Source organism: Kribbella sp. NPDC020701 (assembly GCF_055562215.1).
This window is the reverse complement of sequence record NZ_JBVHFT010000014.1, coordinates 219,604-245,776: the sequence shown is the minus strand read 5'-3', so window position 1 is coordinate 245,776 and position 26,173 is coordinate 219,604. Positions and strand designations below refer to the sequence as shown.

The window sequence follows — 26,173 nt, the reverse complement described above, 5'->3', positions numbered from 1 at the left end:
CTCCCGTCGAACCCCCCGTCCCCTGCTGGCCAAATCCACAGTCCGTCACGAGACCCCTGTCACACAAGCGATTCCTGAAATCACCATCGATCAACAGGGTCGAACGCCTTGTTCTGTTGGATTCGGCCGGAAATATGCGTCCTTGGAAAGTCTCAGACAGCAATGATCGCAACGCCGTGAGCTGGCAACCGGACACCGTCAGTGACCGTGTCCGCGTCCCCGAAAGCCATCACCACCCACGACGGAGGCTCGTCGACCGGTACGACGGTCTCGTGGGCGGCCAGGTTCGCCACCACCCGGAGACTGCCACGGGCCACGACCAGCCAGTCCCCGCCGGGATCGAAAGAGATACCGACCGAGCCCAGATCGTCGTTGCGCAGCTCCGGCATCCGGGCGCGGAACGTCAGCAGGTGGTGGTACCACGCCCACAGCTCCCGGTGCGGTGACGCGTCCAGCTCGGACCAGTCGAGCACCGAACTGCGCCAGGTCTCGGGGTCCTGCGGGTCCGGGATCTCGTCGGCGCTCCAGCCGTGCGCGGCGAACTCGCGGCGCCGGCCGGTCCGGACCGCCTCGGCCAGCGCGGGTTCGTCGAAGTCGGTGAAGAACCGCCACGGCGTCGAGGCACCCCACTCCTCGCCCATGAACAGCATCGGTGTGTACGGCGAGGTGACCACGAGCGCGGCGCCGATCGCGAGCTGGCCGGGCGTGAGCGCGGGCCGGTCACCGAGCGCGCGGTTGCCGATCTGGTCGTGGTTCGACGTGTAGGCGAGGAACTCGGTCCCGTGATGTTTCGCCGGATTGACCGGCCGGCCCCAGTCCGCACCGCGGAAGGTCGAGTACGACCCGTCGTGCAGGAACACGCGGGTCAGGGTCTTCGCGAACACCTCCGGCGCACCGAAGTCCACGTAGTACCCGAATCGCTCACCGGTCAGCAGTGAGTGCAGCGCATGGTGGAAGTCGTCGCTCCACTGCGCAGTCATGCCGAGCCCGCCCTCGGCCACAGGTTCGACCGTGCGCGGTTCGTTCAGATCCGACTCGGCCACCAGACCCAACGGCCGGCCGAGCTCAGTGGACAGGTCCGCGGTCTCCAACGACAGCTGCGCGATCAGATGCATCGGGCTGTCGTCGACCAGCGCGTGAACGGCGTCCAGCCGCAGAGCGTCCACATGGAACGAGTCGAACCACCGGAGTGCGTTGTCACAGATCCAGCGACGTACCTCGGTGCTGCCGGTGTCGTCGAGGTTGACCGCCGGACCCCATGGCGTCGTGTGGTTGTCGGTGAAGTACGGACCGAAGCTGGCCAGGCGGTTCCCACTCGGACCGAGGTGGTTGTAGACGACGTCGAGACACACGGCCAGTCCGGCGTCGTGACAGTGGTTGACGAACCGCTGCAGTGCTTCCGGGCCGCCATAGGGCTCGTGGACGGCGTACAGGTGCACACCGTCGTACCCCCAGCCGTGGCGGCCCGGGAACGCAGCGACCGGCAGCAGTGAGATGACCTCGACGCCCAGCAGCGCCAGGTAGTCCAGGTGCTCCGCGGCCGCGTCCAGCGTGCCTTCCGGGGTGAAGGTCCCGATGTGCAGCTCGTAGAACACCGAGCCGCGCACATCCCGGCCCATCCAGTCTTCGTCCGTCCAGGTGAAGCGGTCCGCCTCGAACACTCGACTGAAGCCATGAACGCCGTCGGCCTGCCAGGCACTGCGTGGATCAGGCAGTGGCTCGCCGCCGTCGACAGAGAACGCGTAGTCGGTGCCGTGGCGCGCCTCGACCACCTCCCGCTTCCACCAGCCGTCGGCCGCCCAGCGCATCGGCAGTACGCCGTCCCGCAGCACCAGGTCCACCGACGACGCGGCGGGCGCCCACACGGAGAACGTGTGCATCTGTTCAGCTCCTGACGAGCAGAGCTACCGGGAGGTCTTCCAGTAGCTCGTGGATCCGGGCAGCCCCACTACCCACTTCGCGACCGGTCAACACGTTCTTCCATTGTCCACTCGGCAACACCACAGTGCTGTCACCCCAGCCACCGAGGCGGTGCAGCGCCGCGGGCAGTCTGGTTGCCACGGTGAGGACTGCGTCGCCACGGGCGAAGGCGACCGCGTGACCGTTGGAGGTCGGGAGCGGGGCGTAGCTACCGGCGAAGGCCTCCGGATACTGCCGGCGAACGCGCAGCGCCCGCGAGGTGACGAGCAGCTTCTCGTCGGACAGGTCCTCCGGCTTGGCGCCGTCATCCAGCCTACGAAGCCGGTCGATCCGGTACTGGTAGTCCACCGGCCGCCGGTTGTCCGGGTCCACTAGCGACAGGTCGATCAACTCCGTGCCCTGGTAGACATCCGGTACGCCGGGCATCGTGAGCTGGACCAGCTTCTGGCCGAGCGTGGCCGCCCGGACGAACTCGGTCTGCCTGGCGGCAAAGCGTCGTACCGACTCGAGTACGGCGTCATCGCGCAGAACCGCCGTGGTGAAAGCGGCGACGGCCTGCTCGTACTCCTCGTCCGGCGAAGTCCAGGTGGTGTGGCGCTTGGCCTCGCGGATCGCCTTGAGCAGATAGGCCTGCAAGCGATCCTCGGAGAGCAGGCCGTCGTCCCAGGTGCCGAAGAGCGTCTGCCAGAACAGGTACTCCGTACTCCCGTCCAGCACCGGACTCCGGTGATCCTCCGACAACCGCCGCCACTCCCGGACGGCCTCGGACCAGGCCGCGGGCTGCTCCGACAACACACCGAGCCGCGCACGCACGTCCTCGGACCGCTTGGTGTCGTGAGTGGACAGCGTGGTCATCGTCTTCGGCCAGTGCTGGTTGAGCCGGGCCGCGAACGCGTGGAACTCCTCCGGAGTCACACCGAAGTGCTCTGGATCCCCACCGACCTCGTTCAACGACGTGAGCCGGAACCACCGGTAGAACGCGGTGTCCTCGACGCCCTTCGCCATAACGGGTCCACAGGTCTGCTGGAACCGCACGATCAGCTCGTGCCGCGCGTGCTCGTCGATCCGGCTCGCGGTCCCGGTCTCCTGGCCGAGCAGCAGGTGCAGTACGACGTCGAGCGTTTCCTGCCGGTCCTCATCGAGGTTCTGCCGAGCCTTCGCGGCGGCCCGCTCCAACGCGTGCATCGCCCGCGCGGACGGCTGCTCACCGGGTACGACGTACGCGCGGTAGACGTCGAAGTGGACGAGCAGCTCGACGACCACCTCGTGGAACGCACGCCGGGTGTGGTCACGCAGCCGAACGTCCTCCTGGCAGATGTGAGCGAGGAGCTCGACGAGTCGATGGACCTCGGCGTACTGCCCTTGCCTGACCACCTCCCGTTTCGCCTCTTCCACCACCGGGCTGAAGTCGGCGGGGGCGCCAGACAGCTCGGAGTGCAAGGCCGCCAGCGGTGCGGCCCCGGCGGGGTCCACGAACAGGCCGCCGACGCGGAGGAGAGCGTCGTACCCGGTGGTGCCGGCGCAGGGCCAGTCACTCGGCAGCTCTTCGTCACCTTCGAGGATCTTCTCGACCACGACCCAGGCACCGCCGGTGCGCTCGGCCAGACGCCGCAGATAGCCACGCGGGTCGGCCAGACCGTCCGGATGGTCGATGCGGAAGCCGTTGAGCTTGCCCTCACGCAGAAGCTCCAGCAGTAGCTCGTGCGTGGCGTCGAAGACCTCTTGCGTCTCCACGCGCACTGCGGCGAGCGTGTCCACATCGAAGAAGCGCCGGTAGTTCAGTTCCTCGTCAGCGACTCGCCAGTGCGCGAGGCGGTACCACTGCTCGGTCACCAGCTCCGCGATCGGCAGATTCTCGGTGCCCGGCCGGAGTGGGTACTCGTGGTCGTAATACCGCAGTACGTCGCCCTCGACCGACAGCTCGCCGTCCGCCAGCACCCTCCCGATGCGCTGACCGAGCACCGCCATCAACAACGGCTGGTTCCCCGAACCCCAGTCCACGTCGAACCACTCGGCGTACGGCGAACCCGGACCGTCCCGCAGCACCGACCAGAGCGCCTTGTTGAGCCGCGCCGGCGTCGGCACGGCCACATGGTTGGGTACGACGTCCGCCACGGCCCCCATGAGATGGCCGGCCAGCCGTGTCGCGAGCCGATCGAACGCAGGGCGACCGCCGGCCGGTTCGGACAGGCGGCTGTGGTCCACCACGTCGTACCCGTGGGTGGAACCGGGCGCGGCCTGGAGGATCGGGGACAGGTAGGCGTGGGAGATCCCGAGGCCGTGCAAGTACGGAACTACTGCCGCGGCGTCGTCGAAACCGAACTCGGCGCGCAGCTGCAACCGATACGTGGCCTGCGGGACCCCGGTCATCCGGCCGCCCGCGCCCGGGTCAGGACGAGGGTGCTGCGGGACTCCAGCGGCACTGTGCTCCCGGCGGCATGCGGCTCGTCGGTCGCGGTGCCCTGGGCGGTCGTCGTGTCCACGACCACAGTCCACTCCTCGCCGTACTCCTTGGGCGGGAGGAGGAAGTCGACCGGCTCGTGGTCGCTGTTCAGCAGGATCAGGAACGAGTCGTCGACCACGGGCTCGCCGCGCGGGTCCGGCTCGGAGATCGCGTCGCCGTTGAGGAAGACCGCGATCGCGCGGGCGTCGTCGTGCTGCCAGTCGCCGTTCTGCATCTCGGTGCCGTTCGGCGTGAACCAGACCAGGTCGCCGAGGCCGTCGATACCGGTGTCGCCGTGGAAGAAGCGGCGGCGGCGCAGGACCGGGTGGTTGTTGCGCAGCTTGACCAGGGCCTGGGTGAAGGCCAGCAGGTCCTTCTGCGAGTCGGTGAGCTGCCAGTCCACCCAGGCGATCTCGTTGTCCTGGCAGTAGACGTTGTTGTTGCCGGTCTGCGTCCGGCCCAGCTCGTCGCCGTGGGCCATCATCGGCACGCCCTGGGAGATCAGCAGCGTGGTGAGGAAGTTGCGCTGCTGCTTGGCCCGCAGCTTCTTCACCTCGGGGTCGTCGGTCGCGCCCTCGACGCCGCAGTTCCAGGAGCGGTTGTGGCTCTCGCCGTCCTTGCCGCCCTCCCCGTTCGCCTCGTTGTGCTTGTCGTTGTACGAGACCAGGTCGCGCAACGTGAAACCGTCGTGGGCGGTGATGAAGTTGATACTCGCCAGCGGCCGGCGGCTGTCGTCCTGGTAGAGGTCGGACGAGCCGGTCAGCCGGGACGCGAACTCGGCCAGCGTGTACTTCTCGCCGCGCCAGAAGTCCCGGATGGTGTCGCGGAACTTCCCGTTCCACTCGGTCCACAGCGGCGGGAAGTTGCCGACCTGGTAGCCGCCGTCGCCGACGTCCCACGGCTCGGCGATCAGCTTGACCTGGCTGACGACCGGGTCCTGCTGGACCAGGTCGAAGAACGCCGACAGCCGGTCGACCTCGTGGAACTGCCGGGCCAGCGTGGACGCGAGATCGAAGCGGAAGCCGTCGACATGCATCTCGGTGACCCAGTAGCGCAGCGAGTCCATGATCAGCTGCAGCACGTGCGGGTGCCGCATCAGCAGGCTGTTCCCCGTGCCGGTGGTGTCGTAGTAGTGCGACTTGTCCTGGTCGACCAGGCGGTAGTACGCCGCGTTGTCGATGCCCTTGAACGACAACGTCGGGCCGAACTGGTTGCCCTCGGCGGTGTGGTTGTAGACCACGTCGAGGATCACCTCGATGTCGGCCTCGTGCAGGGCCTTCACCATGATCTTGAACTCGGTCACCTGCTGACCGCGGGTCCCGCCGGCGGCGTAGTCGTTGTGCGGCGCGAAGAAACCGATCGTGTTGTAACCCCAGTAGTTCGACAGGCCGAGCTCCTGCAGGTGGCCGTCCTGGGCGAACTGGTGGATCGGCATCAGCTCGATCGCGGACACTCCGAGGTCCTTGAGGTGGTCGATGACGGCCGGATGCGCGAGGGCGGCGTACGTACCGCGGATGTCCTCCGGCAGCGCCGGGTGGGTCTTGGTCAGCCCCTTCACGTGCGCCTCGTAGATCACCGTCTCGTGGTAGGCGTGCCCCGGCGGGCGGTCGTTGCCCCAGTCGAAGAACGGGTTCGTCACCACCGACAGCATGGTGTGCTCGCGGTTGTCCATCGTGTTCAGCTCGTCCGGTTTCGCGAACCGGTAGCTGAACAGCGACTCGTCACCGTCGATCTGCCCGTCGATCGCCTTCGCGTAAGGATCCAGCAGCAGCTTGGACGGGTTGCACCGATCTCCGTCGGCCGGGTTGTACGGCCCATGCACCCGGAACCCGTACCGCTGTCCCGGCTGCACCGCCGGCAGGAACGCGTGCCAGACGAACCCGTCCACCTCGGTCAGCTGGACCAGTTGCTCGTCCCCGTCTTCGTCGATCAGCGCCAGATCTACTCGTTCCGCAACCTCCGAGAACACAGCGAAGTTCGTCCCGGCACCGTCGAAGGTGGCGCCGAGAGGATAAGGACGGCCAGGCCATTTCTGCACCAGATGACAGTAGCCACCCCCACCCCCGGACACGGCATGGTGGGTCCATTTGAGCCCGACTATTCATCCGCCCCGAGTGATCCGCCGGCCACTCTCCGCAGTCATCCTTCCACCGGACTCCCGCGACCCGCCGGTAGCCCGTAACATCCCAGGCTTGTGAAGTCGCCCTCCGCGCGGCGGCCGGTCTTTCTGGACTCGACCGGGCGCCGTCATCGTGCCATCCGCCGTGCCGGCGTGGTGCTCGCCGTACCCGTCGTCGGCTACCTGGTCCTGATGACCAGCAGCCTGTTCGGCGGACCGCGGCTGGACACGCCGCTGGTTCCCCTCCCCGAAGCCATCGTCCGGCCCGCGCACCGACCTCCCACGAGTCCGCCGCCCGCCGCGATTCCCACGATCGGCTCGACGCCCACCCCGGAGCGCGCAAGCAGCACACCGAGTACGACGCCTTCGGGTACGCCGTCCGCCACGCCGGCGGGGACGCCGACCGTCGTACCGACGACCCCGACCGCCACGCCGACCCCGCACACCACCGGCTCACCCACCTTGCCACCCGGTAAGCCGACGAGCGCGCACGCCAGCAACAGGCCGACCGCACCGCCCGGCCAGACGAAGACGCCCGGCAAGCCGTGAGCCGGCCGGTCGCCCGTCGTGCCAAGCCCGTCCCGCTGCGCTCCCACTGGGTCGTGCTGACCATGCTGCTCGTCTGCCTGTCGAGCATGCTGCTCCTGAACGGCTACACGCACCATCTGTACGGCGCGGAACCCGACGGCGCGGTCGCGGCCGACGGACCGGCCGACGCCGTCCCGAAGGCCATCGCGACGGGCGGGCCGGTGATCGACGCCAGCCCCTCGGCGATCCGCTCGGTCCGGCCGGCCGCGCGGACCATCGCGCTGACCTTCGACGACGGACCGGATCCGGTCTGGACCCCGAAGGTGCTCGACCTGCTCAAGGCCCAGCACGTCAAGGCGACCTTCTTCGTGGTAGGCACCGAGGTCGCCGCCCATCCCGGGCTGGCCCGCCGAATAGTTGCTGAGGGCCACCAAATCGGCCTGCACACGTTCACCCACGCGAACCTGAGCACGGTCCCCGGCTGGCGCAGGTCACTCGAGCTGCGCCAGAGCCAGCTGATCCTGGCCGGCGCCACCGGTGTCAGTACGCCGCTGCTGCGGCCGCCGTACTCGTCCGAGGCGGACGCGGTCCGGAACGCCGACTGGACCTCGATCGAGAAGACCCGGCAGGCCGGGTACCTGACCGTGCTGAGCACGCAGGACAGCGAGGACTGGCGCCGCCCCGGAACGGCGAAGGTGATCGCGAACTCGATGCCGCGCGGCACCGCCGGACAGGTGCTGCTGATGCACGACGCGGGAGGCGACCGCAGCGAGACCGTCGCGGCGCTGGCCAAGCTGATCCCGACGCTGAAGGCGCGCGGATACAAGTTCGCGACGGTCAGCGACGCCGTAGGTCTGCCGCAGCCGGTCCACGCGGCCGGCCTGTTGGAACGCGGTCGCGGCATGGCAGCGATCTGGGCCATGCGGGTGAGCGACGGCGTACTGACGCTGCTCACCTGGCTGCTGTACGCCGCGGGCGCGTTGAGTGTGCTCCGCGCCATCACGACCGTGGTCGCGGCCCGCCGGCACGCCCGGATGCGCGACTGGTCGTGGGGGCCGCCGGTGACGGAGCCGGTCAGCGTGATCGTCCCGGCGTACAACGAGAGTGCTGGGATCGAGGCGGCGGTCAGGTCGCTGGTCGCGTCGGACCATCCGCTCGAGGTGATCGTGGTCGACGACGGTTCGACCGACGGTACGGCGGACCTCGTCGAGGCGCTGGGCATCCCCGGGGTCCGGGTGATCCGCCAGCCGAACGCGGGCAAGCCGGTGGCCCTCAACACCGGTCTCCAGGCCGCCCACTTCGACCTGGTCGTGATGGTCGACGGCGACACGGTATTCGAGCCGGACGCGGTCCGGATGCTGGTCCAGCCGTTCGCCGACCCGTCCGTGGGTGCGGTGTCCGGCAATGCCAAGGTGGGCAACCGCGGTGGGCTGCTCGGTCGCTGGCAACACATCGAGTACGTGATCGGGTTCAACCTGGACCGGCGGCTGTTCGACCTGGCCGAATGCATGCCCACCGTGCCCGGGGCCGTCGGCGGCTTCCGTCGTACCGCGCTGGAGCGGATCGGCGGGCTGAGTGATGTGACGCTCGCCGAGGACACCGACCTGACCATGGCGTTGTGCCGGGACGGGTGGCGGGTCGTCTACGAGGAGCGCGCGATCGCCTGGACCGAGGCTCCGGCGTCACTCGGCGCGTTGTGGCGGCAGCGCTACCGCTGGTGCTACGGCACGTTGCAGGCGATGTGGAAGCACCGCGGTGCCTGGCTGCGGCGCGGCCGGGCCGGGAAGCTCGGCCGACGCGGTCTGACGTATCTGCTGCTCTTCCAGGTCCTGCTGCCACTGCTCGCACCGGTGGTCGACGTCTTCGCGATCTACGGCTTGGTCTTCCTGAACCCGCTGCGCGTGGGACTGGTCTGGCTGGGCTTCCTCGCCCTGCAGTTCGCCATGGGCCACTATGCGTTCCACCTGGACGGTGAACGGGCCGGGCCGTTGTGGACGCTGCCGCTGCAGCAATTCGTCTACCGGCAACTGATGTACCTGGTCGTGATCCAGTCGGTGTTCACCGCTTTGGCCGGGTCCCGGCTGCGCTGGCAAAGGATGGAACGCTACGGAAGTCTCCAGGCCCCCGCGAGCGACTCCTCACTCCTCTCCTGATCCTTGCCCACCAGGTGGGATCACCGAAGGTTTTCCCTAGATCGCGGGAGAATCAGCGGTGATCGCTTCCGTGGCAGGGAATTTGTTGCGCAGGATGCCGGGCAACCGGCCGCCCGCCCAGCGGCCCGACCCGGAGGAGCGCAGCTATGCGATCTTTCATCACCCGTCCCCGCGCCGCGGCAGTCCTGCTGGCCAGCTCGGCGCTGTTGTTCACTCCGCTCGGCGGCCAGGCTTCGGCCCGGGTGCCGGCGGACCGACTGCCGGCGGCTGACTGTTTCGTGCCACCGGCCGGCGCCGCCGCCAAGGGCGGTCACGGCCCGGACACCCGGGACATCTCGGTCGCCGAGCAGAAGGCGATCGAGGCCCGGACCGCGCAGGTGCTGAAGGCCAAAGGTGCCTTACCGAAGGGTGCGCTGGCCGCCGCGACCGTCCCGGTCTACGTGCACGTGATGCGTGACGCGGCCGGGAACGGTGACGTCACCGACACCCAGATCTCGCAGCAGATCGCCGTACTGAACACTACGTACGCCGGTCAGGAGTCGTCGCAGGCGGCGAACACCGGCTTCACCTTCACGCTGGCCGGTGTCGACCGGTTCAACAACAACAACTGGCACAAGGACAAACAGAGCAGCACCTACCGCAAGCAGACCCGCCAGGGCGGCGCGAACGCGCTGAACATCTGGCTGGTCGACTTCGCCTACCTCGGCATCGCGACGTTCCCCTGGGACTACAGCCGCAACCCGGGGATCGACGGCATCCGCGTGCACTACGACTCGCTGCCCGGCGGCGGGATCGCGAACTACAACCTCGGTGAGACCGCGACCCACGAGGCCGGGCACTGGCTCGGCCTCTACCACACCTTCCAGGGCGGCTGTACGCAGACGAACGACGAGGTGTCCGACACTCCGGCCCAGAGCAGCTCCACCAACGGCTGCCCCGAGGGCCGCGACTCCTGCTCGCTGCCGGGTCTCGACCCGATCCACAACTACATGGATTATTCGTACGACACTTGCTACAACCAGTTCACGCCAGGCCAGAGCACCCGCATGAGCAGCATGTGGACCGCCTACCGCGCCTGAGCACTCGATGTGGTCACCCCGGCATGCGTGGCCGGGGTGACCACCCCGGGCGGCGTCGGCCGGGTCGAGTCCGGCACCGATGAACAGCTCGAGCAGGCGCTCGTTCAGGGCCGTCGTCCGCGGGCCGTCCATCGGGCGCACTGATCGGCGAACACCTGGGCGAGTTGCTCGGGATCGCCTGGAGCGTCGGGGTCAGCGTGTTCATCCTGCGGACCTCCGTACTGCCGCGGTGGATCGGCTGGGCGGGCTTGGTGGCGGGCGTCCTCTATCTGGCCAACCAGGGCGACATCCTGTCGACCGCCGTACCGGACTTCCCGGTGTGGGATGCGGCCGGACTCCTCGGGAGCACGGCGTGGGGGGCGTGGACCATCCTGCTCGGTGTGGGACTTTACCTAAGGCAATCAGGGTCTCACTTGGAGTAGTCAATGCTGAAACGCGCCACGGTTCTCGCCGGTGTTCTCCTACTGGTCACGGCGGGGTCGGTCTCCGCGTCCACGACCTCGGAGAAGCCGCTCGTCGTCGGGGGGACGCTGGCGAGTGTGACCGAGGCGCCGTGGGCGGTGGTGCTGACGAACACGCAGTCCGCCCGACCGACCGGGCGGTGGTGTGGTGCGGTCCTCGTGAGGCCGGACAAGCTCGTCACTGCGGCGCACTGCATGATCAAGCCCGCGTCGACGTACGCCGCTGTCCAGGGGCGGGCCGATCTGACGGATGACAGCACCGGACAGGTGTCCGGGATCAGCAAGGTGTGGATCCATCCCGGATACAGCACGAACGACAGCCACAACGACTTCGCCGTACTGACGCTGTCGAAGCCGTTCACCGGTGTCCCGGTGCTCGGGCTGGAGACGAACCCCAAGGCCGACCGGCGTGGCGTCGTACCGACGGTCTACGGCTGGGGCGACACCGACGGCACCGGCCCCGAGGACACGCTGCAGAAGCTCGCCGTCCCCGACCTCGGCGACGCCACCTGCCTGGCCAACAAGGAGTACGTCGCCAACGGGTACGCCGCCGCCTCGAACATCTGCGCCGGCTACCTCAACGGCACCGCCGACACCTGCCAAGGCGACTCCGGCGGCCCGCTGGTCCTCAACGGCCGCCTGCTCGGCCTGGTCTCCTGGGGCAAGGGCTGCGCCGAGCCCGGTTTTCCTGGCGTTTACGCGGAAATCGCCCCCGTCGTCAAGGTGCTACGGGCTCAGCTCCAACAGGTTCGTTAGCCCGAAACATACCTGTCAGTACCGGTCTCAGTTCGTCACCGCCCGGACACAGTCCGAAAACATCAAGTCCTTACCTTTCTGGTCAGCTACCCCGTTGCCCAGTGAGGAGAAGGCATGGCGCAGACCAGACGTCAGTTCCTGCAACAGGTCGGTATCACCGGTGGGGCCGGTGTGCTGTACTCCACGATGTCGGCGCTCGGCCTCACGGGCGTCGCCGAGACGCCCGCGTACGCCGCCCCGTCGCGGATCGAACTGAACGGCCGCGGCACCAAGCACGTCGTCGTCCTCGGCGCCGGGATCTCCGGCCTGACTTCGGCGTACGAACTGCTCAAGGCCGGCTACAAGGTCACCCTGCTGGAGGCCCGCAACCGTCCTGGCGGCCGCAACTGGACAGTCCGCGGCGGCACCGTGGAGACGGATCTGGCCGGGAACACCCAGCGGGCGACGTTCTCGCCCGGCCAGTACATGAACGCCGGCCCGGGCCGTCTTCCGCAGCACCACGTGACGCTGGAGTACTGCCGTGAGCTCGGCGTCGCGATCGAGCCGTTCGTCAACCAGAACGCCGACGCGTACCTCTACCGCGAAGGCACTACAGCCCTGTCCAACAAGGCGATCCGGCACCGGACCGCTAAGGCGGATGTCTACGGCTACGTGGCCGAACTGCTGGCCACGGTCACGGATCAGGGCGCGCTCGACGGCCGGCTGACGGCGGCCGACAAGCAGGCGCTGACCGGGTTCCTCAGCAGTTTCGGTGCGATCGGGAACAAGGCGGCCGGCTTCGCCTACACCGGTACCGACGGCCGCCGCGGCTACACGGTCGAACCAGGCGCCGGGCTGGAAGGCGGTACGACGGCAGCGCCGTACCCGCTGAGCGACGTGTTCGCGAGTGGGGTCGGCAACTACTTCTCGTTCGAGTTCGGCTGGGATCAGGCCATGATGATGTTCCAGCCCGTCGGTGGGATGGACCGGATCCCGTACGCCTTCGAGAAGGCGATCGGCCGGGAGAAGATCAAGTACGGCGCCGAGGTCACCGGTCTGCAGAACACGACAACCGGCGTCCAGGTCACGTACCGGACCGGGACGCGGACGCGGGTGCTGACCGCGGACTACGCCATCTGCACGTTGCCGCCGCACCTGGCCGCCAAGGTCCCGTCCAACCTGCCGGCCCCGATCCTCGAGGCCCTCAACTACGCCCGACCGACGAACGCGGGCAAGATCGGCATCGAGTACGGCCGGCGCTGGTGGGAGGAGGACCACCGGATCTACGGCGGAATCACCAACAGCAATCTCGACACGGTCAACACCTGGTACCCGTCGACCGGGTTCCACGGCGAACGCGGCACCGTCATCGGCTACTACAACACCGGCGCCAACGCCACGGCGTACGGCGCTCTGACACCGGCCGCCCGGCTGGAACGCGCGCTGATGCAGGGCGCCAAGATCCACGGTGACGTCTACACCAAAGACGTCAAGGCGGCCTTCTCGGTGAACTGGCTGGGCACCAAGTACTCCGAGGCCTCCTGGGTGAGCTGGCCGTCGCAGACCGACGGGATCTACGCCCGCCTGCTCGATGCCACCGGCAACATCTACTTCGCCGGTGACCACCTGTCCCACACGATCGCCTGGCAGCACGGCGCGATCGTGTCCGCCCGGGCGACCGTGACCGCCCTGCACAGCCGGGTGACGAGCCGATGAGGCGCCGGCTCCTGATCGGCTTCGTCGTCGTACTGATCGCCTCGTGCTCGTTCACTGCCGGCGCCGCGGGGTGGTGGGACCGGCCGAAACCGCCGCGGCCGGGCACCGTCGTACCGGTCTTGCCCGCGGGTCAGTCCAACCCGATGATCGCCAGCGGCGTCGGGATCGGGGCTGACACCCCGGTCTACAAGACGAGCGGGATCGGGCCGTCGGCTCTCAACACGGGAGCACCCGCGGGCTCGGAGGCGGCGTACGTCGACACCGTCGTCTTCCCCGGCGGCACCCTGCCCGCGGGCGTCACCATCACCGAGGCCCAAGGGATCAACGTCCTGCGCCGGATCGGTGAGAACCTGCAGGCAGCGGGTCTGTCGTACGCCGACGTCTACACCATGCGCGTCTTCCTCCAGAACCCCGCCGGCGCGACCGCCGCCGACTTCGCCGGGTGGAACCGCGCCTACCGCCAGTACTTCGCCAACACCGACCTCACCACAGGCAACTACGTCCCCGTCCCCCTCGGCACAGCGCCACCCGCCAAACCCTTCGTGACCAACAAGTCCCGCCCGTCCCGCTTCGCCCTCGAGATCGAGAACCTCCCGGTCACCGGCTGGCTGGTCGAAGTAGAAGTAGACGCCGCCTTCCCGAAACGCTGACTCCGGTTACAGGACCGCACCTCGTGGGGCGATCTCCACGGCGGCGACTCCTCGCGCGTAGAGCACGAGGAGTCGATCGCCGTGTCTGCACCGAAGCATGCCGGCATCGTCCGCAAGCGCTGCGACAGCGTGCTCGACGACCTCGTCGTCATCGGCCGCGGCAGTCTCCTCGTAGGTGACATCCAGGTGGTCACCGCTCGTGAGCCGGATCCGCAACACAATGTCCGCCATGCTCGCAGCCTAGGCCCGCCGACGCGTCGTTGACAGTGTTCCCGGCGAGCCGCAGGCTGCAGTCAACGGCGTCGGCCCGAGGGAGGGCGCATGCTGCACGGGATCTACTTGCCGAACCAAGGTGCTTTCGCTGACGTCGGTGTACTCGTGGAGCTGGCGCGGTCAGCTGAAGCGGCCGGATGGGACGGATTCTTCATCTGGGATGAATTGCTGCCGCTGCACCCGCACACGGACGCGGTCCGGGAAGCACTCGGTGAGTCCGACGACGTGGCCGACGCGATGGTGGCACTCACGGCGGTGGCCCGGTCGACTGAGCGGATCCGCTTCGGGACTCTGGTCACGGCGGTCGCCCGGCTGCGGCCGGAGACGTTCGCGCGCCAGGCGGTGACGCTGGATCGGCTGTCTTCGGGCCGCCTGATACTTGGCGTCGGCCTCGGTCACCCGGATGACCAGTTCACCGCGTTCGGGATGGACCTGGACCTTCGGACCAGGGCGGCGATGGTCGACGAATTCCTCGACCTGGTGAACCGCCTGTGGACCGGCGAACGGGTCGACTTCGAAGGCAGGCACTACACCTGCCGCGGCGTCTCTCTCCGCCCCACGCCGCTTCAACGCCCCAGAATCCCGATCTGGATCGGCGCCGGCGGCTCCTTCCGTCCGCCCCGCCGCCGAGCCGCCCGCTGGGACGGGTTCGCCCCAGCCAGCGAGCAGTGGCCGCTGGTGGTGATCCCGCCCGAAACGTACGAGGAGATCGCCGAGGATCTCCGCGCCGTCCGGACGCCCGATACGCCGTACGACCTCGTCCTCATCGGCAACGCCGATGCGACCGAACCCACCCCGGCCACGGTCCCGCAGTACGAACGCTACGGCGTCACCTGGCTTCTCACCCAGGCCCTCACCGTCCCCGATGCCCGCGCCCGCATCCTCCAGGGCCCACCCGGTGGCAGGATCAGCTGAGGCGGAGGCAGACTGCTGGCATGACTGAGCCTGTGCGGGTGATCAAGGCCGGTGAGCTGGTGGCGGCTGATCCGACGGCGGGGATGTTGCGGATGCGGGCTTTCGAGTTGCCGATTCTTTGGGCGGGGCAGGTTGTCACCGAGCCTGGGGCGATCTCGGGGTGGCATCACCATGACAAGAACGAGAGCAGTCTCTACATCGTCTCCGGCGTACTGCGGCTGGAGTTCGAGGGCAGCGATGAGTACCTGGATGCCGTGGCCGGGGACTTCGTACACGTGCCGGCCTTCACCATCCACCGGGAGAGCAACCCCTCCGCCGACCCGTCCCTCGCGATCATCGCGAGGGCGGGCGGCGGCATCCCCACCGTGAACGTCGACCCACCTCAGCTGAAGCGCTCGTAGGCAGGAAGCGTCAGGAAATCTACGTACTCATCAGCCAGAGCCACCTCGAGGAAGAGAGCTCGGGCTGACTGGTAGCGGAGGTACTGGTCGAGCTTGGTGATCTCCTCGTCGGCGATGCGTTCGACCAATTCGGTGGTGACGGTCTCGCCGGTGTCGAGGACGACGCCGTTCCGGCGCCACTGCCAGATCTGGGAGCGGGAGATCTCCGCGGTGGCGGCGTCCTCCATCAGGTTGAAGATGCCGACCGCACCAAGACCCTCCAGCCAGGCCGCCAAGTACTGAATCGCGACGCTGACGTTGTTCCGCAGGCCGGCCTCGGTCACCTCGCCGGGCGTGGCTGCGACATCGAGCAACTGCTCGGCTGTCACCGACACATCCTCGCGGAGCTTGTCGACCTGGTTCGGCCGGTCGCCCAGCACCGAGTCGAAGACGGTCCGGCAGGTCTCGACCATGCCGGGGTGCGCGACCCACGACCCGTCGAACCCGTCGCCGGCCTCGCGCGTCTTGTCCGCCTCGACCTTCGCGAACGCCTGCTCGTTCACGGCCGGGTCCTTGCTCGGGATGAACGCCGCCATCCCGCCGATCGCGTGCGCCCCACGCTTGTGACATGTCCTGACCAGCAGCTCGGTGTACGCGCGCATGAACGGCACCGTCATCGTCACGCTGTTGCGGTCCGGCAACTGGAAGTCGACGCCCCGGGTCCGGTGCGTCTTGATCACGCTGAACATGTAGTCCCAGCGCCCCGCGTTCAGCCCGGCCGAGTGCTCGCGCAGCTCGTAGAGGATCTCCTCCATCTCGAACGCGGCCGGGTAGGTCTCGATCAGCACCGTCGCCCGGATCGTCCCGCGTGGGATCCCGAGCGCCTCCTGCGCGGTCACGAACACGTCGTTCCACAGCCGCGCCTCGAGGTGCGACTCCATCTTCGGCAGGTAGAAGTACGGCCCCTGCCCACGGTCGAGCTGCAGCTGCGCACAGGCGGCGAAGTACAGCGCGAAGTCCACCAGCGAACCGCTCACGGGTACGCCGTCGACCCGGATGTGCTTCTCCGGCAGGTGCCACCCGCGCGGCCGGACGACGATGGTCGCCAGCTCGTCGTCCGGCTTCAGCGCGTAGCTCTTCGCGTCGGTGCTGAAATCGATCCGCCGGGTGATCGCGTCGAGCAGGTTCAGCTGACCGCCGACCACGTTCTCCCAGGTCGGCGTGTTCGCGTCCTCCTGGTCGGCCAGCCAAACCTTCGCGCCCGAGTTCAGCGCGTTGATCGTCATCTTCCGGTCGGTCGGCCCGGTGATCTCCACCCGGCGGTCGACCAGCCCCGGCGCGGCGGCGACGACCCGCCAGTCCGGGTCGTCCCGCACATCCTTGGTCTCCGGCAGGAACCCCAGCGACGCCCCGGCCGCGATCTCCGCGACCCGCTCCTTGCGCCGCTCGAGCAGCTCACGCCGCCGCCCGTCGTACTCGCGGTGCAGTTGCTCGATCAGTCCGAGCGCTCGCTCGGTCAGGATCTCGTCGTACCGCTCGTTCCGTGCACCGGTGACCTCGACTGCCACGAACCCACTCCTTCTCACTCGAAGACCACGACCTCGTGATCGGCGATCCGCGCCACCTCGACCGTAATCCAGCCGTCCCGTTCGTTCACCTCCGCCTCCCCGCCCGCGACCAGGAACCGCGCCCGCCGGCCGCCTGCCCTGACCCTGATCGTGAACGGACCGGCCGGCGTGAACTCCTCCAGCCGCCCTCGCCAGGCACCTCCCTGGTCGAGGTTGACCAGGTGCAGGACGTGCCGCTCGCCCTGCCGGTACAACTGGCAGTCGAGCACCCCGGCACCGTCCACCTGCAACGGGATCTCGCCGTCGGCCGCCCGGCGGACGAGATTCGCCAGCAGCCGTCCGTGGTCGGGATGGTGATACTGCGCGTACAGCCGGTCCAGGTCCGCGGCCAGGTACGCCGTCCGCTCGCCGAGCACCACCACGGGTACGTCGGTCCGCGGCTCGGCCATCCACGACAGTTCCGGCGGGTAGATCGGGAACGGCGGCACATAGGTCACCGCGGCCCCGGCGGCCTCGACCAGCTCCAACTGTCCACCGAACGGCAACAGATCGGTGTCCCCGAAGCCGTCTGCGATCCCCCGATCCTCGATCCGCAGATAGCTGTGCGCGCCGTACGTCTCCCAGTCGACCTGTCCCGCCTCCAGCCGCTTCCCCTGGTGACGCACCCCGAGCAGCCCGGCGAGCGCCGACTCGTCCCGCCGATCACCCCACTCGTCGTACAGGCCTGACTCCCCGGTGACCACGAGCCGCCCACCGCCCTCGACGTACGCCGTCAACGCCTCGCACTGGGGATCGGTGAGCACACCGACGTTCGGGACGATGATCACCGCGAGCCGCGGGTCGACCTCGTGGATCGGCAGGTACGGGATCCGGGCCCGGACCAGCGCGTCCACCCACCCGCGATACGGCAGCTGGCTCGTCGTCTCCGGATCGTCCTTGCCGTGGAAGTCCACACTGCGCTGACTCCACAGCAGCCCGACCGTGGCGACCGGCTCCCGGTTGATCAGGAAGTCCTCGTGCTTCTCATGCCACTCGAACAGCGACTCGGCCGTGGCGTACTGCCGACGGTCCTCGTGCAGAGACCCGATGTGGTGCCACCACGGCTGGATCCCGCCCGCGAACCCCTCGACCGCCCACATCCGCGCCTCCGGCTCGGGCTTGCTCCCGAGCCGGAAGGTCGGTACGCCGGCGTCGTACATCGCGGTGCTCTCCGGGATCAGCGTGTCCCACCCGAGCAGGCCGTGCAGCCGTTTGCCGGAATCCGCGTTCGCCTGGAACCCGGACTCCTCGTGCCGCCACTGCGAGTCGAGCATGAAGATCGACGCCCGCTTGCTGATCTCCACGTCATCGCGGAGTCGTTTGCTCTGGGCAACGACCTCGCCGCCGTTCATGCCGATCCACAGGCAGTCCGGCCCGCCGGCTCTGCGCGTCACCTCGTTGTTGAGATCCCAGACCGCCAACCGCCGGTCGTAACTCCACCGGATCCACTGCCGGTACGCCGGATCCGCCCAGTCCACGCCGGTCGGGAGGTCCTGGCCGAAGCTGTCCCGGCAGTTCGGGCAGTAGCAGATCTGGTCCCGGCCGAGTCCGCTCCAGCTGTTGTCGGTGAGCCCGTCCGGCGCGGTGCGTTCGATGATCTCCTCGAGGATCCCGGTCAGGAAGTCCCGGTAGTACGGGCCGGTGACACAGGCGACGTACAGCTTCCCGGCCCGGTACGGGTTGCCTTCGGCATCGATCGCGAACCAGTCCGGATGGGCGTCGTACAAGGGCTGGTGGGCCCGGTTCGAGTCCATCCGGGCCAGTACGGTGAGCCCGTCCTCCTTGGCGAGCTCGACGATCTCGCCGTACAGGTCGCGATCGCCGAGGAACTCGGCCCGGTGCTGCAGTTCGAACTTGCTCGGGTAGTAGGCGACGATCCCACCGGCGTTGACGATCACCCCCTGGACGTGCGTACGACGCCAGTGCTCGCGCCACCAGTCGGCGTCGTACCGAGCCGGGTCCTTCTCGGTCAGATTGGTCTGCGCCCAGCGCAGGGTGCGTCGGTACCAAGGTTTCACTCGAGGCTCCGGAGAGCGTCGCCCGCGCCGGACAGGTTCTCCAGCAGCATCTCGGAGTACTTGCGACTCAGTACGACGCCCTCCGCGCCACCCGCGAACGCGGCCAGCGTCGCGTCCCGCACGGACTCCCGGCTGCACGCGGTGAGCTCACCCTCGTTGTCGTCCCAGTTGATCTTGGTCCCGAGGTCGCGCGGCGACTCCAGCCCGCGCTGCTTGGCGACGCCGACCGGGATGTCGATGTCGATCCCCGGGTAGATCTTGCTCTGCCCGCTCACACCCGCGACGGCTCGCTCGGTTTCACGGCGGACGTAGTCGGCGCTGAAACCGGTCTGCGGCAGCTTCTCGTAGTCGCCCTCGTCGAGCTGCAGCAGCTTCATCATCAACGGGTAGACGTCTTCCGGATCCGCGTCGGCGAACAGCGCGCCGCAGATGCTCTTCACCCAGGTGAAGAACCGCGGACCGGCGCAGTTGTTGTAGATGACCACCTTGATGAAGTCGGAGAACTTCGCCATCTCGGTGTAGTCCTGGTCAGCCCGGTAGAACGGGCTGAACGAGATGTTGTGGTAGACGTGCCAGCCGACCTGGACCTCGGGCGAGATCGACTTGGCGACCCCGTAGATGTCGCGGTACAGCTGCCGCTGGCTCTCGGTCCACAGCGTCTGCCAGGCCAGCACCTCCGGGAAGTTCAGCAGGATCCGCCAGAAAGCGACGAAGGCGCCGTCGACCGGACGCTCACCGGCGCCGACCCGCTGGTTCCACTCGACCAGCTCGCGGTAGCCCTGCATCGCCCGGGCCACGTCGATGCCGCGATCGCGGCCGATCTGCCGGCAGTGCGGGCAGAAGCAGCCGACCTCGGCCACGTCGACCGTGCCCTGCATCAGCATGTTCAGCGGACCCGGCCGCTCCGAACACCACGCCAGCCCGTCGAGCTCGTAGCTCTGCACGTAGTCCTCGACGAACCCGAGATGCCAGTTGCGGTAGTCCGGATTGTTGAAGCAGGGCCGCCGCCCCGGCCGCGACCACGCGTCCACCTCGAGCACCTTGGCGAAGTTCGGGTACGTGCGGAGCTGGCGAGCGCCACCGCTCTCCTCCATCCACGCGAACGACTTCATCCCGCGCTCGCGGGCCTTCGGGATCACCTCACTCAGCAGGTCCAGCTCCGGATGTTCCGGTGCCCGGCCGACCGCGCCGAGCGCGGTGTTGCCGTAGTACTGCGGGTGCGGCGTCGCGTAGTTGCCGCCGACCCAGCCCAGGTCGTACTCCGATCCGCCGTGATCGGGGATCGGGTGCCCGGGGATCTGCCGCCCGCCGGTCCCCCGGGTCCAGGTCGGCGTGGCCAGGAACAGCGCGTTCACCGCGCCGCGGTCGGCCAGGATGTCCAGTGTCTGGTCGACGCCTTCGTCGACGAACGAAACCGCTCCGATCTGCATGGCAACGAGCCGGTCCGGCACGGAGCTCACCCCTTCATTCCTGTCATCGTGATGCCTTGGATGAAATAGCGCTGCGCAAAGAGGAAGACGGCGATCACCGGTACGACGGACACCGTCGCACCGCACATCAGCAGACTGATCTGGGTGAAGTACTCGCCCTGGAACTGGGCTAGTGCCACCGGCAACGTCTGCAGGTTCTCGGAATTGATGTAGATCAGTGGACCGAACAGGTCGTTCCACGACTCCAGGAAGGTGAACACGCCGATCGCGGCCAGCGCCGGTTTGGTCTGCGGCAGCATGATCCGCCAGTAGATGCCGAACGTGGACGCCCCGTCGATCTTGCCCGCGTCCTCGAGCTCGTTCGGGATGGTCAGGAAGGACTGCCGCATCAGGAACGTCGCGAACACCGGCGTGAGCACCTTCGGCACCCACAGCGGGTACTGCGTGTCCACCCAGCCGATCTGGCGGAACACGATGTACTGCGGGATCAGGTAGGCGATGCCCGGGATGATCGAGGTGGCCAGCAGCACCATGAACGCCGCGTCCCGGCCGGCGAACTTCAACCGCGCGAACGCGTACCCGGCCATCGACGCGACGATCAGGATGCCGACCACGTTGAGCCCGGCCAGTTTCACGCTGTTCCACAGGAACACCGGGATCAGGTCGAACACCTGCCGGTAGTTGTCCCACTGCGCGTCCGACGGCAGGAACTTCGGCGGCACACTCAGCACCTTCGCCTCGGGCCGGAGCGACGCACTGATCATCCACACCAGGGGCGCGAGGAACACGAGCGCGAACAGGGACATCACGACGTACTGCGAGGTCTTGCCGACGAGTCTCATGAGTAGAACACCCACCTCTTCTGCAGCTTCCACTGCAGGTAGGTGACGGTCGCGATCACCGCGAAGAGGATCCACGCCATCGCCGAGGCGTAGCCGATCTTCCCGAAGCCGAACGCGTTCTGGTAGATGTTGAAGATGTAGACGCTGGTGGCGTGGCCCGGCCCGCCCTTGGTCATCACGTAGATCAGGCCGAACACCTGGAACGACGTGATGAACTGTGTGATCAGCAGGAACAGGAAGTGCGGCGTCAGCAACGGCAGCGTGATGAACCGCAGCCGCTGCCAGGCTCCGGCACCGTCGATCTTCGCGGACTCGAAGTACTCGTTGGGCAGGCCTTGCAGACCTGCGAGCAGGATGATCATCGGGTAGCCGATGCCCTGCCAGACGCTGACCATGATCACCGCCGGCATCGCCCAGGTCGAGCTCGACAACCACTGTGGGCCGTGGATGCCGACCTGGCTGAGCAGTCCGTTGACCACGCCGCTGTCCGGCTGGAAGAACCAGAACCAGACGAATCCGATCGCGACGACATTCGTGACGTACGGCGCGAAGTACGCCGTACGGAAGAAGGCGACGCCGCGGATCGGACGGGAGCACAGCAGGGCCAGAACCAGTCCGATGCCGATGGTGAGCGGGATGCTGGCGAGGGTGAAGTAGACGGTGTTCTTGAAGGTCTGCAGGAACAACGGGTCGTTGCTGAACAGATCGGTGAAGTTCTTCAGGCCGACGAACTTCGGTGCGGAGATGCCGTTCCAGTCGGTCAGCGAGGCGGCCATCGAGACCAGGATCGGGAAGAACTGGAACGCCACCACGCCGACCACGATCGGACTGATGAACAGCCAGCCGGTCAGGTTCTGCTTGCGGCGGGCCCGGCGTACCTCAGCGCTGCGGTCGACTGGCGCGACCGCGGTCACCGGGTCCCGCGTCGATGTAGTCGTTGCCATCGACATCAACTACCCTTCAGCGCGTTCTCCACCTGAGGTTTGACCTTCTGGAGCACGTCGCCGACCTGTTTCTCGCAGTTGTAGGCCTGGTCCAGCGCGGGCCGGTACAACTCGCGGGCGCCGAGCGTGTTCTTGGTCTGGTTGGTCGCGGTCAGGTGCTTCGCGGCCTCGCCGAACAACGCGATGTGCTCGGGCATCTTCCCGTTCGGGGCGAGGGTTGCCGCGACCTTGTTGTTGATCGGGGTGAACGCGCCGCCTTGCAGGAGGATCTTGCCGCCCTCCTCGCCGGCCAGGAACTTGAGCAGGCCCCACGCCTGATCGGGATTCTTCGCGGTCTTCGGGATGCAGAAGACGATCACGCTGGACTCGGTCTTCTGCTCCAGGTCGGCCGGCGGCGGCGCAACGTCCCAGGTGAAGTCCTTCACCGTGGTCCGCAGGTACGGCACGGTGCCGAAGGTCGCGAACATCATCGCGATCTTGCCCTGCGCGAACATCTGGTTCTGCACGTTGTCCTGCTGCAGTGCCGACCACGGCGGCTGCACCTTGTCCTTGCAGGTCAGGTCGGTCGCCCACTGCAGCGCCTCGACCTCCTTGGCGTCCGGCAACGTGAACTTCGTGCCGTCGGTGGAGAAGATCCCCGTCTGACTGCCGTGGTTGACCGTGAACGTCTGCTCGTACCCCGTGTCCAGATAGACCAGAGCGCCGTACTGCTTCTTGGCCGGGTCGGTCAGCTTCTTCGCCGTCTCGGCGAAATCGGACCAGGTCCAGCCGGCCGACGACCAGTCCGTCGGCGGCAGCGGTACGCCGGCCTGCTTGAACAGATCGACGTTGTAGAAGATCAGCCGCGGCTGGTACCCGAGGATCCAGGCGGTGTGCGAACCGTCCGGCTGCTTGGGGAACTCGTACGCCTCCTTGGCGAAGGCGCTGGTGTCCAGTTGGTCCTTCTCGATGTACGGCTTCAGGTCGAGCAGCGCACCCTGTTCGGAGAAGCCGCGGACGAAGTCGTCGTTGATCCGCATGATGTCCGGCGGACTGCCGCCCGCGAGCAGCGTGCGCATCTTGGTGTCGTACTCCTGGGTGACCGCCGGCTGCACGGTGACTTTCGCGCCGGAGGACTTCTCGTAGGCCTGGATCGCCTGCTCGAGCGGGGTGCCCTTGACCTGCTCCCAGTTCAGGAAGGTCAGGCTCTTGCCACCGCTCGCGCTGCCGTTGCCGTTACCACCACAGCCGGCCAGCGCACCGCCGGCCGCCAGTCCCGCCGAGAGTGTTCCCAGGCCGGCGAGAAACCTGCGGCGGCTCAGGTTGGAGAGTTGTGTCTGCACCGGAATCTCCCATCCGCGAGGGATGAATACGTATACAATGAATACGTATACAATGCCTGGTTACCGAGGTCAACGGCGAACGGCGACACTCTTCAGTAGGGTTCAGCATCCGGACAACAAGGGGGAGGCGGATCGTGACGCGACCACCGACGAGCAGAGATCTTGCCCGGCTGGCCGGGGTGTCCCAGGCCACGGTTTCACGGGTGCTGACGAACAATCCGAAGGTCAACCCGGACACCAGGGCCCGGGTGCTGCAGGTGCTGAAGGACGCGAACTACACACCGAACGCGTTGGCCCGCGCGATGAAGACCGGGCGAACGGACACCATCGGGGTGTTCATGACCCGGGTCACCAGCCCGTTCCATGCCGAACTGCTGGACGAGATCGGCCGGGTGCTCAGCTCGCTCGGCCAGCACATGATCCTCTGGAACATCGAGCACGACCCCGAGGAGACGATCGCCGGGGTTCTGCAGCAGCGCCTGGTCGACGGATTCCTGCTCACGTCGGCGACGTACGACTCGAAGCTGCACACGATGGCGCTCGCCTCGGGGACACCGACGGTTCTCCTGCACCGCGGCATCGACGGCCTCGACTGCGACCAGGTCGTCGGCGACAACTGGCAGGGCGCGTACGACGCCGGCCAGTACCTGGTCGATGCGGGCCACACCAACATCGGCCTGGTCAACTTGACCCACACCGGGAACACCTCCCGCGACCGCGACCTCGGCTTCCGGGCCGCGCTCGCTGACGCCGGGGTCAAGATCAAACTCGGCAACGTGATGTCGGTCGGCGTATCGCACGCGGACGGCCATGCCGCGGCGACGAAACTGCTCTCGCGCAAGAATCCGCCGACCGCGATCTACACGGTCACCGACCTGCTCGCCTTCGGCATCCTGGACGGCGCCAGAGCACTCGGCCGCAAGGTCCCCGACGACGTCTGGGTCATCGGCTTCGACAACACCGAACTGGCCGCCTGGGAGTCCTTCGACCTCACCTCGGTCGAGCAGCCCGTCCACGCCATCGTCGAAACCGGCATCAACCTCCTCCGCGAACGCATCGCCGACCCAGACCGCCCCACCGAAATCATCACCCTCCCCTGCCCGCTGGTCATCCGAGGCTCAACCGCCCACCACCGCTAGCCCACAACAGCAGGGGGATATCCGCTCGCGAGGATCGAGCTAGGTGAGTCTCGGGAGCACGTCGCGGAGGACGGCGGCGTGGTCTTCGGGTTTGGCGAGGCCCATCTTCATGGTGTTGACGCCGAGGTGGGTCGCGCCGAGTTCGCGCCAGCCGTCGGCGAACGCTCGCCAGTCCTGCTCGGGGACGGCGCCTAGCGTGAGTCGCGCTTCGATGCCGATCGTGTTCGGATCACGGCCGGCTTCTTCTGCTGCTTGCCGGATCATCGCGACCTGTTGGCGCGCAGTCTCGTCGGGTGCCGACTGCGGCATCCAGCCGTCGCCGATCCGTCCGGTCCTGCGCAGTACGGCGTCCGCACCGCCGCCGAACCAGATCGGGATCTGCCGCGCGGGCAACGGATTGAGGCCGGCCTCCTCGATCTCGTGGAACTTGCCTTGGTAGGACATGACCGGCTCGGCCCACAACTTGCGCAGTACGTCGACCTGCTCTTCCAGCAGTGCACCGCGCTGTCTGAACGGCACACCGAGCGCCTGGTACTCGACCTGGTTCCACCCGATGCCGACGCCCAGCCGCAGCCGACCGTCGCTCAGCACATCGATCTCGGCCGCCTGCTTGGCCACCAGCGCTGTCTGCCGCTGCGGCAGCACCAGTACGCCGGTCACCAACTCGAGCTCGGTGGTGATCGCCGCCATGTATCCGAACAGCACGAAAACCTCATGAAACAAGGACTTATCGGTGTAGCCGGTCCAGCCGGGTCGGTTGGCCGGATCCGCGCCGAGCACATGGTCGTAGGCGAGCGCGTGGTTGTACCCCGCCGCCTCCACGGTCGTCGTCCACTCGCGCACCACCCGCGGGTCCGCGCCGATCTCGAGCTGCGGGAACACCGCACCGATCTTCACTTGGTAGCCTCCGGCAACAGGTTGATCAGGCCTTGCACAGCCAACTCGAACGGCTCGACCGAGCCGGCCGCCCGGGCCAGCACATACCCACCCTGCAGCACCGCCGCGATCGTCGCGGCCGTCTGCTCGGCGTCCAGCCGGTCAGGATACTCGCCCTTACGTTTGCCTTCAGCAACAATCTCCGCCAGCCGGCTTCGCAACCACGCGAACGTCTCCGCCACCGGCGCGCGCAACTCCGGATCCCCCATCACATCCGGATCCGCCGTCAACCGCCCGATCCGGCACCCCCTCAAGACGTCCCGCTCCCGCTCCAGGTAGTGCGTAATCCGGTCGGTCGCCGTACCCGGTTCCTCGAACTGCTCCTCAGCCGCCGCCCGCAACTCCAGCCCCGACCGCTCGATGGCCGCCTTCGCCAACTCCGCCTTCCCCGCGAAGTGGTGATACATGCTCCCCTGCCCCGCATCGGCAGCCCGCTGAATCGCCTTCGGCGAGGTCCCCACATACCCCCGCTCCCACAATAACTCCTGCGTACTCCGAATCAACCGCTCCACCGTCTCCACCCACCCACTGTACCCACAGGTACAGCCCTGACGCCTGAAGCT

22 protein-coding genes are annotated in these 26,173 nt (G+C 67.6%); 10 read left to right on the top strand and 12 right to left on the bottom strand.

Going from position 1 to position 26,173, the window contains the following annotated elements; all coding sequences use genetic code 11:
* Positions 1–152: 152 nt before the first annotated feature.
* From treZ to glgX, 3 genes are read right to left on the bottom strand one after another with little or no spacing between them, the layout of a single operon-like run.
* Positions 153–1,880: a malto-oligosyltrehalose trehalohydrolase gene (treZ, locus tag ACZ3HV_RS30680; RefSeq protein ID WP_465689235.1), complete on the bottom strand. Its 1,728-nt coding sequence runs from the start codon at positions 1,878–1,880 to the stop codon at positions 153–155.
* A gap of 4 nt (positions 1,881–1,884) precedes the next feature.
* On the bottom strand, positions 1,885–4,290 hold the full coding sequence (gene treY, locus ACZ3HV_RS30675) for a malto-oligosyltrehalose synthase (RefSeq protein ID WP_465689233.1): 2,406 nt from the start codon (positions 4,288–4,290) through the stop codon (positions 1,885–1,887).
* On the bottom strand, positions 4,287–6,401 hold the full coding sequence (glgX, locus tag ACZ3HV_RS30670; protein ID WP_465689231.1) for a glycogen debranching protein GlgX: 2,115 nt from the start codon (positions 6,399–6,401) through the stop codon (positions 4,287–4,289). The genes treY and glgX overlap by 4 nt, the downstream gene beginning before the upstream one ends.
* 156 nt (positions 6,402–6,557) lie before the next feature.
* Here glgX and ACZ3HV_RS30665 point away from each other — a divergent pair, with 156 nt between their 5' ends.
* The 7 genes from ACZ3HV_RS30665 (at position 6,558) to ACZ3HV_RS30635 (ending at position 13,804) form a co-directional block, all read left to right on the top strand.
* On the top strand, positions 6,558–7,031 hold the full coding sequence (locus tag ACZ3HV_RS30665) for a hypothetical protein (protein ID WP_465689230.1): 474 nt from the start codon (positions 6,558–6,560) through the stop codon (positions 7,029–7,031).
* Complete coding sequence (locus tag ACZ3HV_RS30660) at positions 7,028–9,163, top strand: bifunctional polysaccharide deacetylase/glycosyltransferase family 2 protein (protein WP_465689228.1); 2,136 nt, start codon at positions 7,028–7,030, stop codon at positions 9,161–9,163. Before ACZ3HV_RS30665 ends, ACZ3HV_RS30660 begins: the two co-directional genes overlap by 4 nt.
* Before the next feature lie 146 nt (positions 9,164–9,309).
* On the top strand, positions 9,310–10,242 hold the full coding sequence (locus ACZ3HV_RS30655; protein WP_465689226.1) for a zinc metalloprotease: 933 nt from the start codon (positions 9,310–9,312) through the stop codon (positions 10,240–10,242).
* A 140-nt stretch (positions 10,243–10,382) separates the two neighbouring features.
* Positions 10,383–10,664, top strand: a complete 282-nt coding sequence (locus ACZ3HV_RS30650; protein WP_465689293.1) for a DUF4386 family protein — start codon at positions 10,383–10,385, stop codon at positions 10,662–10,664.
* Between the two features lie 3 nt (positions 10,665–10,667).
* Positions 10,668–11,459, top strand: a complete 792-nt coding sequence (locus tag ACZ3HV_RS30645) for a S1 family peptidase (protein ID WP_465689224.1) — start codon at positions 10,668–10,670, stop codon at positions 11,457–11,459.
* Between the two features lie 114 nt (positions 11,460–11,573).
* On the top strand, positions 11,574–13,154 hold the full coding sequence (locus tag ACZ3HV_RS30640) for a flavin monoamine oxidase family protein (RefSeq protein WP_465689222.1): 1,581 nt from the start codon (positions 11,574–11,576) through the stop codon (positions 13,152–13,154).
* Complete coding sequence (locus ACZ3HV_RS30635; RefSeq protein WP_465689220.1) at positions 13,151–13,804, top strand: Rid family hydrolase; 654 nt, start codon at positions 13,151–13,153, stop codon at positions 13,802–13,804. Before ACZ3HV_RS30640 ends, ACZ3HV_RS30635 begins: the two co-directional genes overlap by 4 nt.
* Before the next feature lie 6 nt (positions 13,805–13,810).
* Here the strand turns inward: ACZ3HV_RS30635 and ACZ3HV_RS30630 are convergent, their stop codons facing one another.
* The gene (locus ACZ3HV_RS30630; RefSeq protein ID WP_465689218.1) at positions 13,811–14,035 is read right to left on the bottom strand and encodes a hypothetical protein; all 225 of its coding nucleotides are present in this window, start codon (positions 14,033–14,035) and stop codon (positions 13,811–13,813) included.
* A 90-nt stretch (positions 14,036–14,125) separates the two neighbouring features.
* Between ACZ3HV_RS30630 and ACZ3HV_RS30625 the strand changes: the two genes are divergently transcribed.
* Both ACZ3HV_RS30625 and ACZ3HV_RS30620 read left to right on the top strand, forming a co-directional pair.
* A complete protein-coding gene (locus ACZ3HV_RS30625) occupies positions 14,126–14,992 on the top strand; it encodes an LLM class flavin-dependent oxidoreductase (protein ID WP_465689216.1) in 867 nt (288 codons plus the stop codon).
* Positions 14,993–15,012: 20 nt separating this feature from the next.
* Positions 15,013–15,393: a cupin domain-containing protein gene (locus ACZ3HV_RS30620; protein ID WP_465689214.1), complete on the top strand. Its 381-nt coding sequence runs from the start codon at positions 15,013–15,015 to the stop codon at positions 15,391–15,393.
* On the opposite strand, the gene aceB is transcribed toward ACZ3HV_RS30620, so the two are convergent.
* Genes aceB through ACZ3HV_RS30590 form a run of 6 tightly spaced genes read right to left on the bottom strand, consistent with a single transcriptional unit; the run spans position 15,375 to position 23,535 of the window.
* Positions 15,375–16,940, bottom strand: coding sequence for a malate synthase A (gene aceB / locus ACZ3HV_RS30615; RefSeq protein WP_465689212.1), 1,566 nt, complete (start codon positions 16,938–16,940; stop codon positions 15,375–15,377). The genes ACZ3HV_RS30620 and aceB overlap by 19 nt on opposite strands.
* A 14-nt stretch (positions 16,941–16,954) precedes the next feature.
* Positions 16,955–18,997, bottom strand: a complete 2,043-nt coding sequence (locus tag ACZ3HV_RS30610) for an alpha-amylase family protein (RefSeq protein WP_465689210.1) — start codon at positions 18,995–18,997, stop codon at positions 16,955–16,957.
* Complete coding sequence (locus tag ACZ3HV_RS30605) at positions 18,994–20,457, bottom strand: hypothetical protein (RefSeq protein WP_465689208.1); 1,464 nt, start codon at positions 20,455–20,457, stop codon at positions 18,994–18,996. Before ACZ3HV_RS30605 ends, ACZ3HV_RS30610 begins: the two co-directional genes overlap by 4 nt.
* Entirely contained in the window at positions 20,454–21,269 is an 816-nt protein-coding gene (locus ACZ3HV_RS30600) for a carbohydrate ABC transporter permease (protein ID WP_465689206.1), read from the bottom strand. The genes ACZ3HV_RS30605 and ACZ3HV_RS30600 overlap by 4 nt, the downstream gene beginning before the upstream one ends.
* Positions 21,266–22,213, bottom strand: a complete 948-nt coding sequence (locus ACZ3HV_RS30595; RefSeq protein ID WP_465689204.1) for a carbohydrate ABC transporter permease — start codon at positions 22,211–22,213, stop codon at positions 21,266–21,268. The genes ACZ3HV_RS30600 and ACZ3HV_RS30595 overlap by 4 nt, the downstream gene beginning before the upstream one ends.
* A gap of 5 nt (positions 22,214–22,218) precedes the next feature.
* Positions 22,219–23,535: an ABC transporter substrate-binding protein gene (locus ACZ3HV_RS30590; protein WP_465689202.1), complete on the bottom strand. Its 1,317-nt coding sequence runs from the start codon at positions 23,533–23,535 to the stop codon at positions 22,219–22,221.
* A 134-nt stretch (positions 23,536–23,669) separates the two neighbouring features.
* Between ACZ3HV_RS30590 and ACZ3HV_RS30585 the strand changes: the two genes are divergently transcribed.
* Entirely contained in the window at positions 23,670–24,674 is a 1,005-nt protein-coding gene (locus tag ACZ3HV_RS30585; RefSeq protein ID WP_465689200.1) for a LacI family DNA-binding transcriptional regulator, read from the top strand.
* 39 nt (positions 24,675–24,713) lie between these two features.
* Here ACZ3HV_RS30585 and ACZ3HV_RS30580 read toward each other — a convergent pair whose 3' ends face one another.
* Together ACZ3HV_RS30580 and ACZ3HV_RS30575 are read right to left on the bottom strand one after the other, a co-directional pair.
* Positions 24,714–25,571, bottom strand: a complete 858-nt coding sequence (locus ACZ3HV_RS30580) for an LLM class F420-dependent oxidoreductase (RefSeq protein ID WP_465689198.1) — start codon at positions 25,569–25,571, stop codon at positions 24,714–24,716.
* Complete coding sequence (locus tag ACZ3HV_RS30575; protein ID WP_465689196.1) at positions 25,568–26,131, bottom strand: TetR/AcrR family transcriptional regulator; 564 nt, start codon at positions 26,129–26,131, stop codon at positions 25,568–25,570. Before ACZ3HV_RS30575 ends, ACZ3HV_RS30580 begins: the two co-directional genes overlap by 4 nt.
* Between the last annotated feature and the right edge of the window lie 42 nt (positions 26,132–26,173).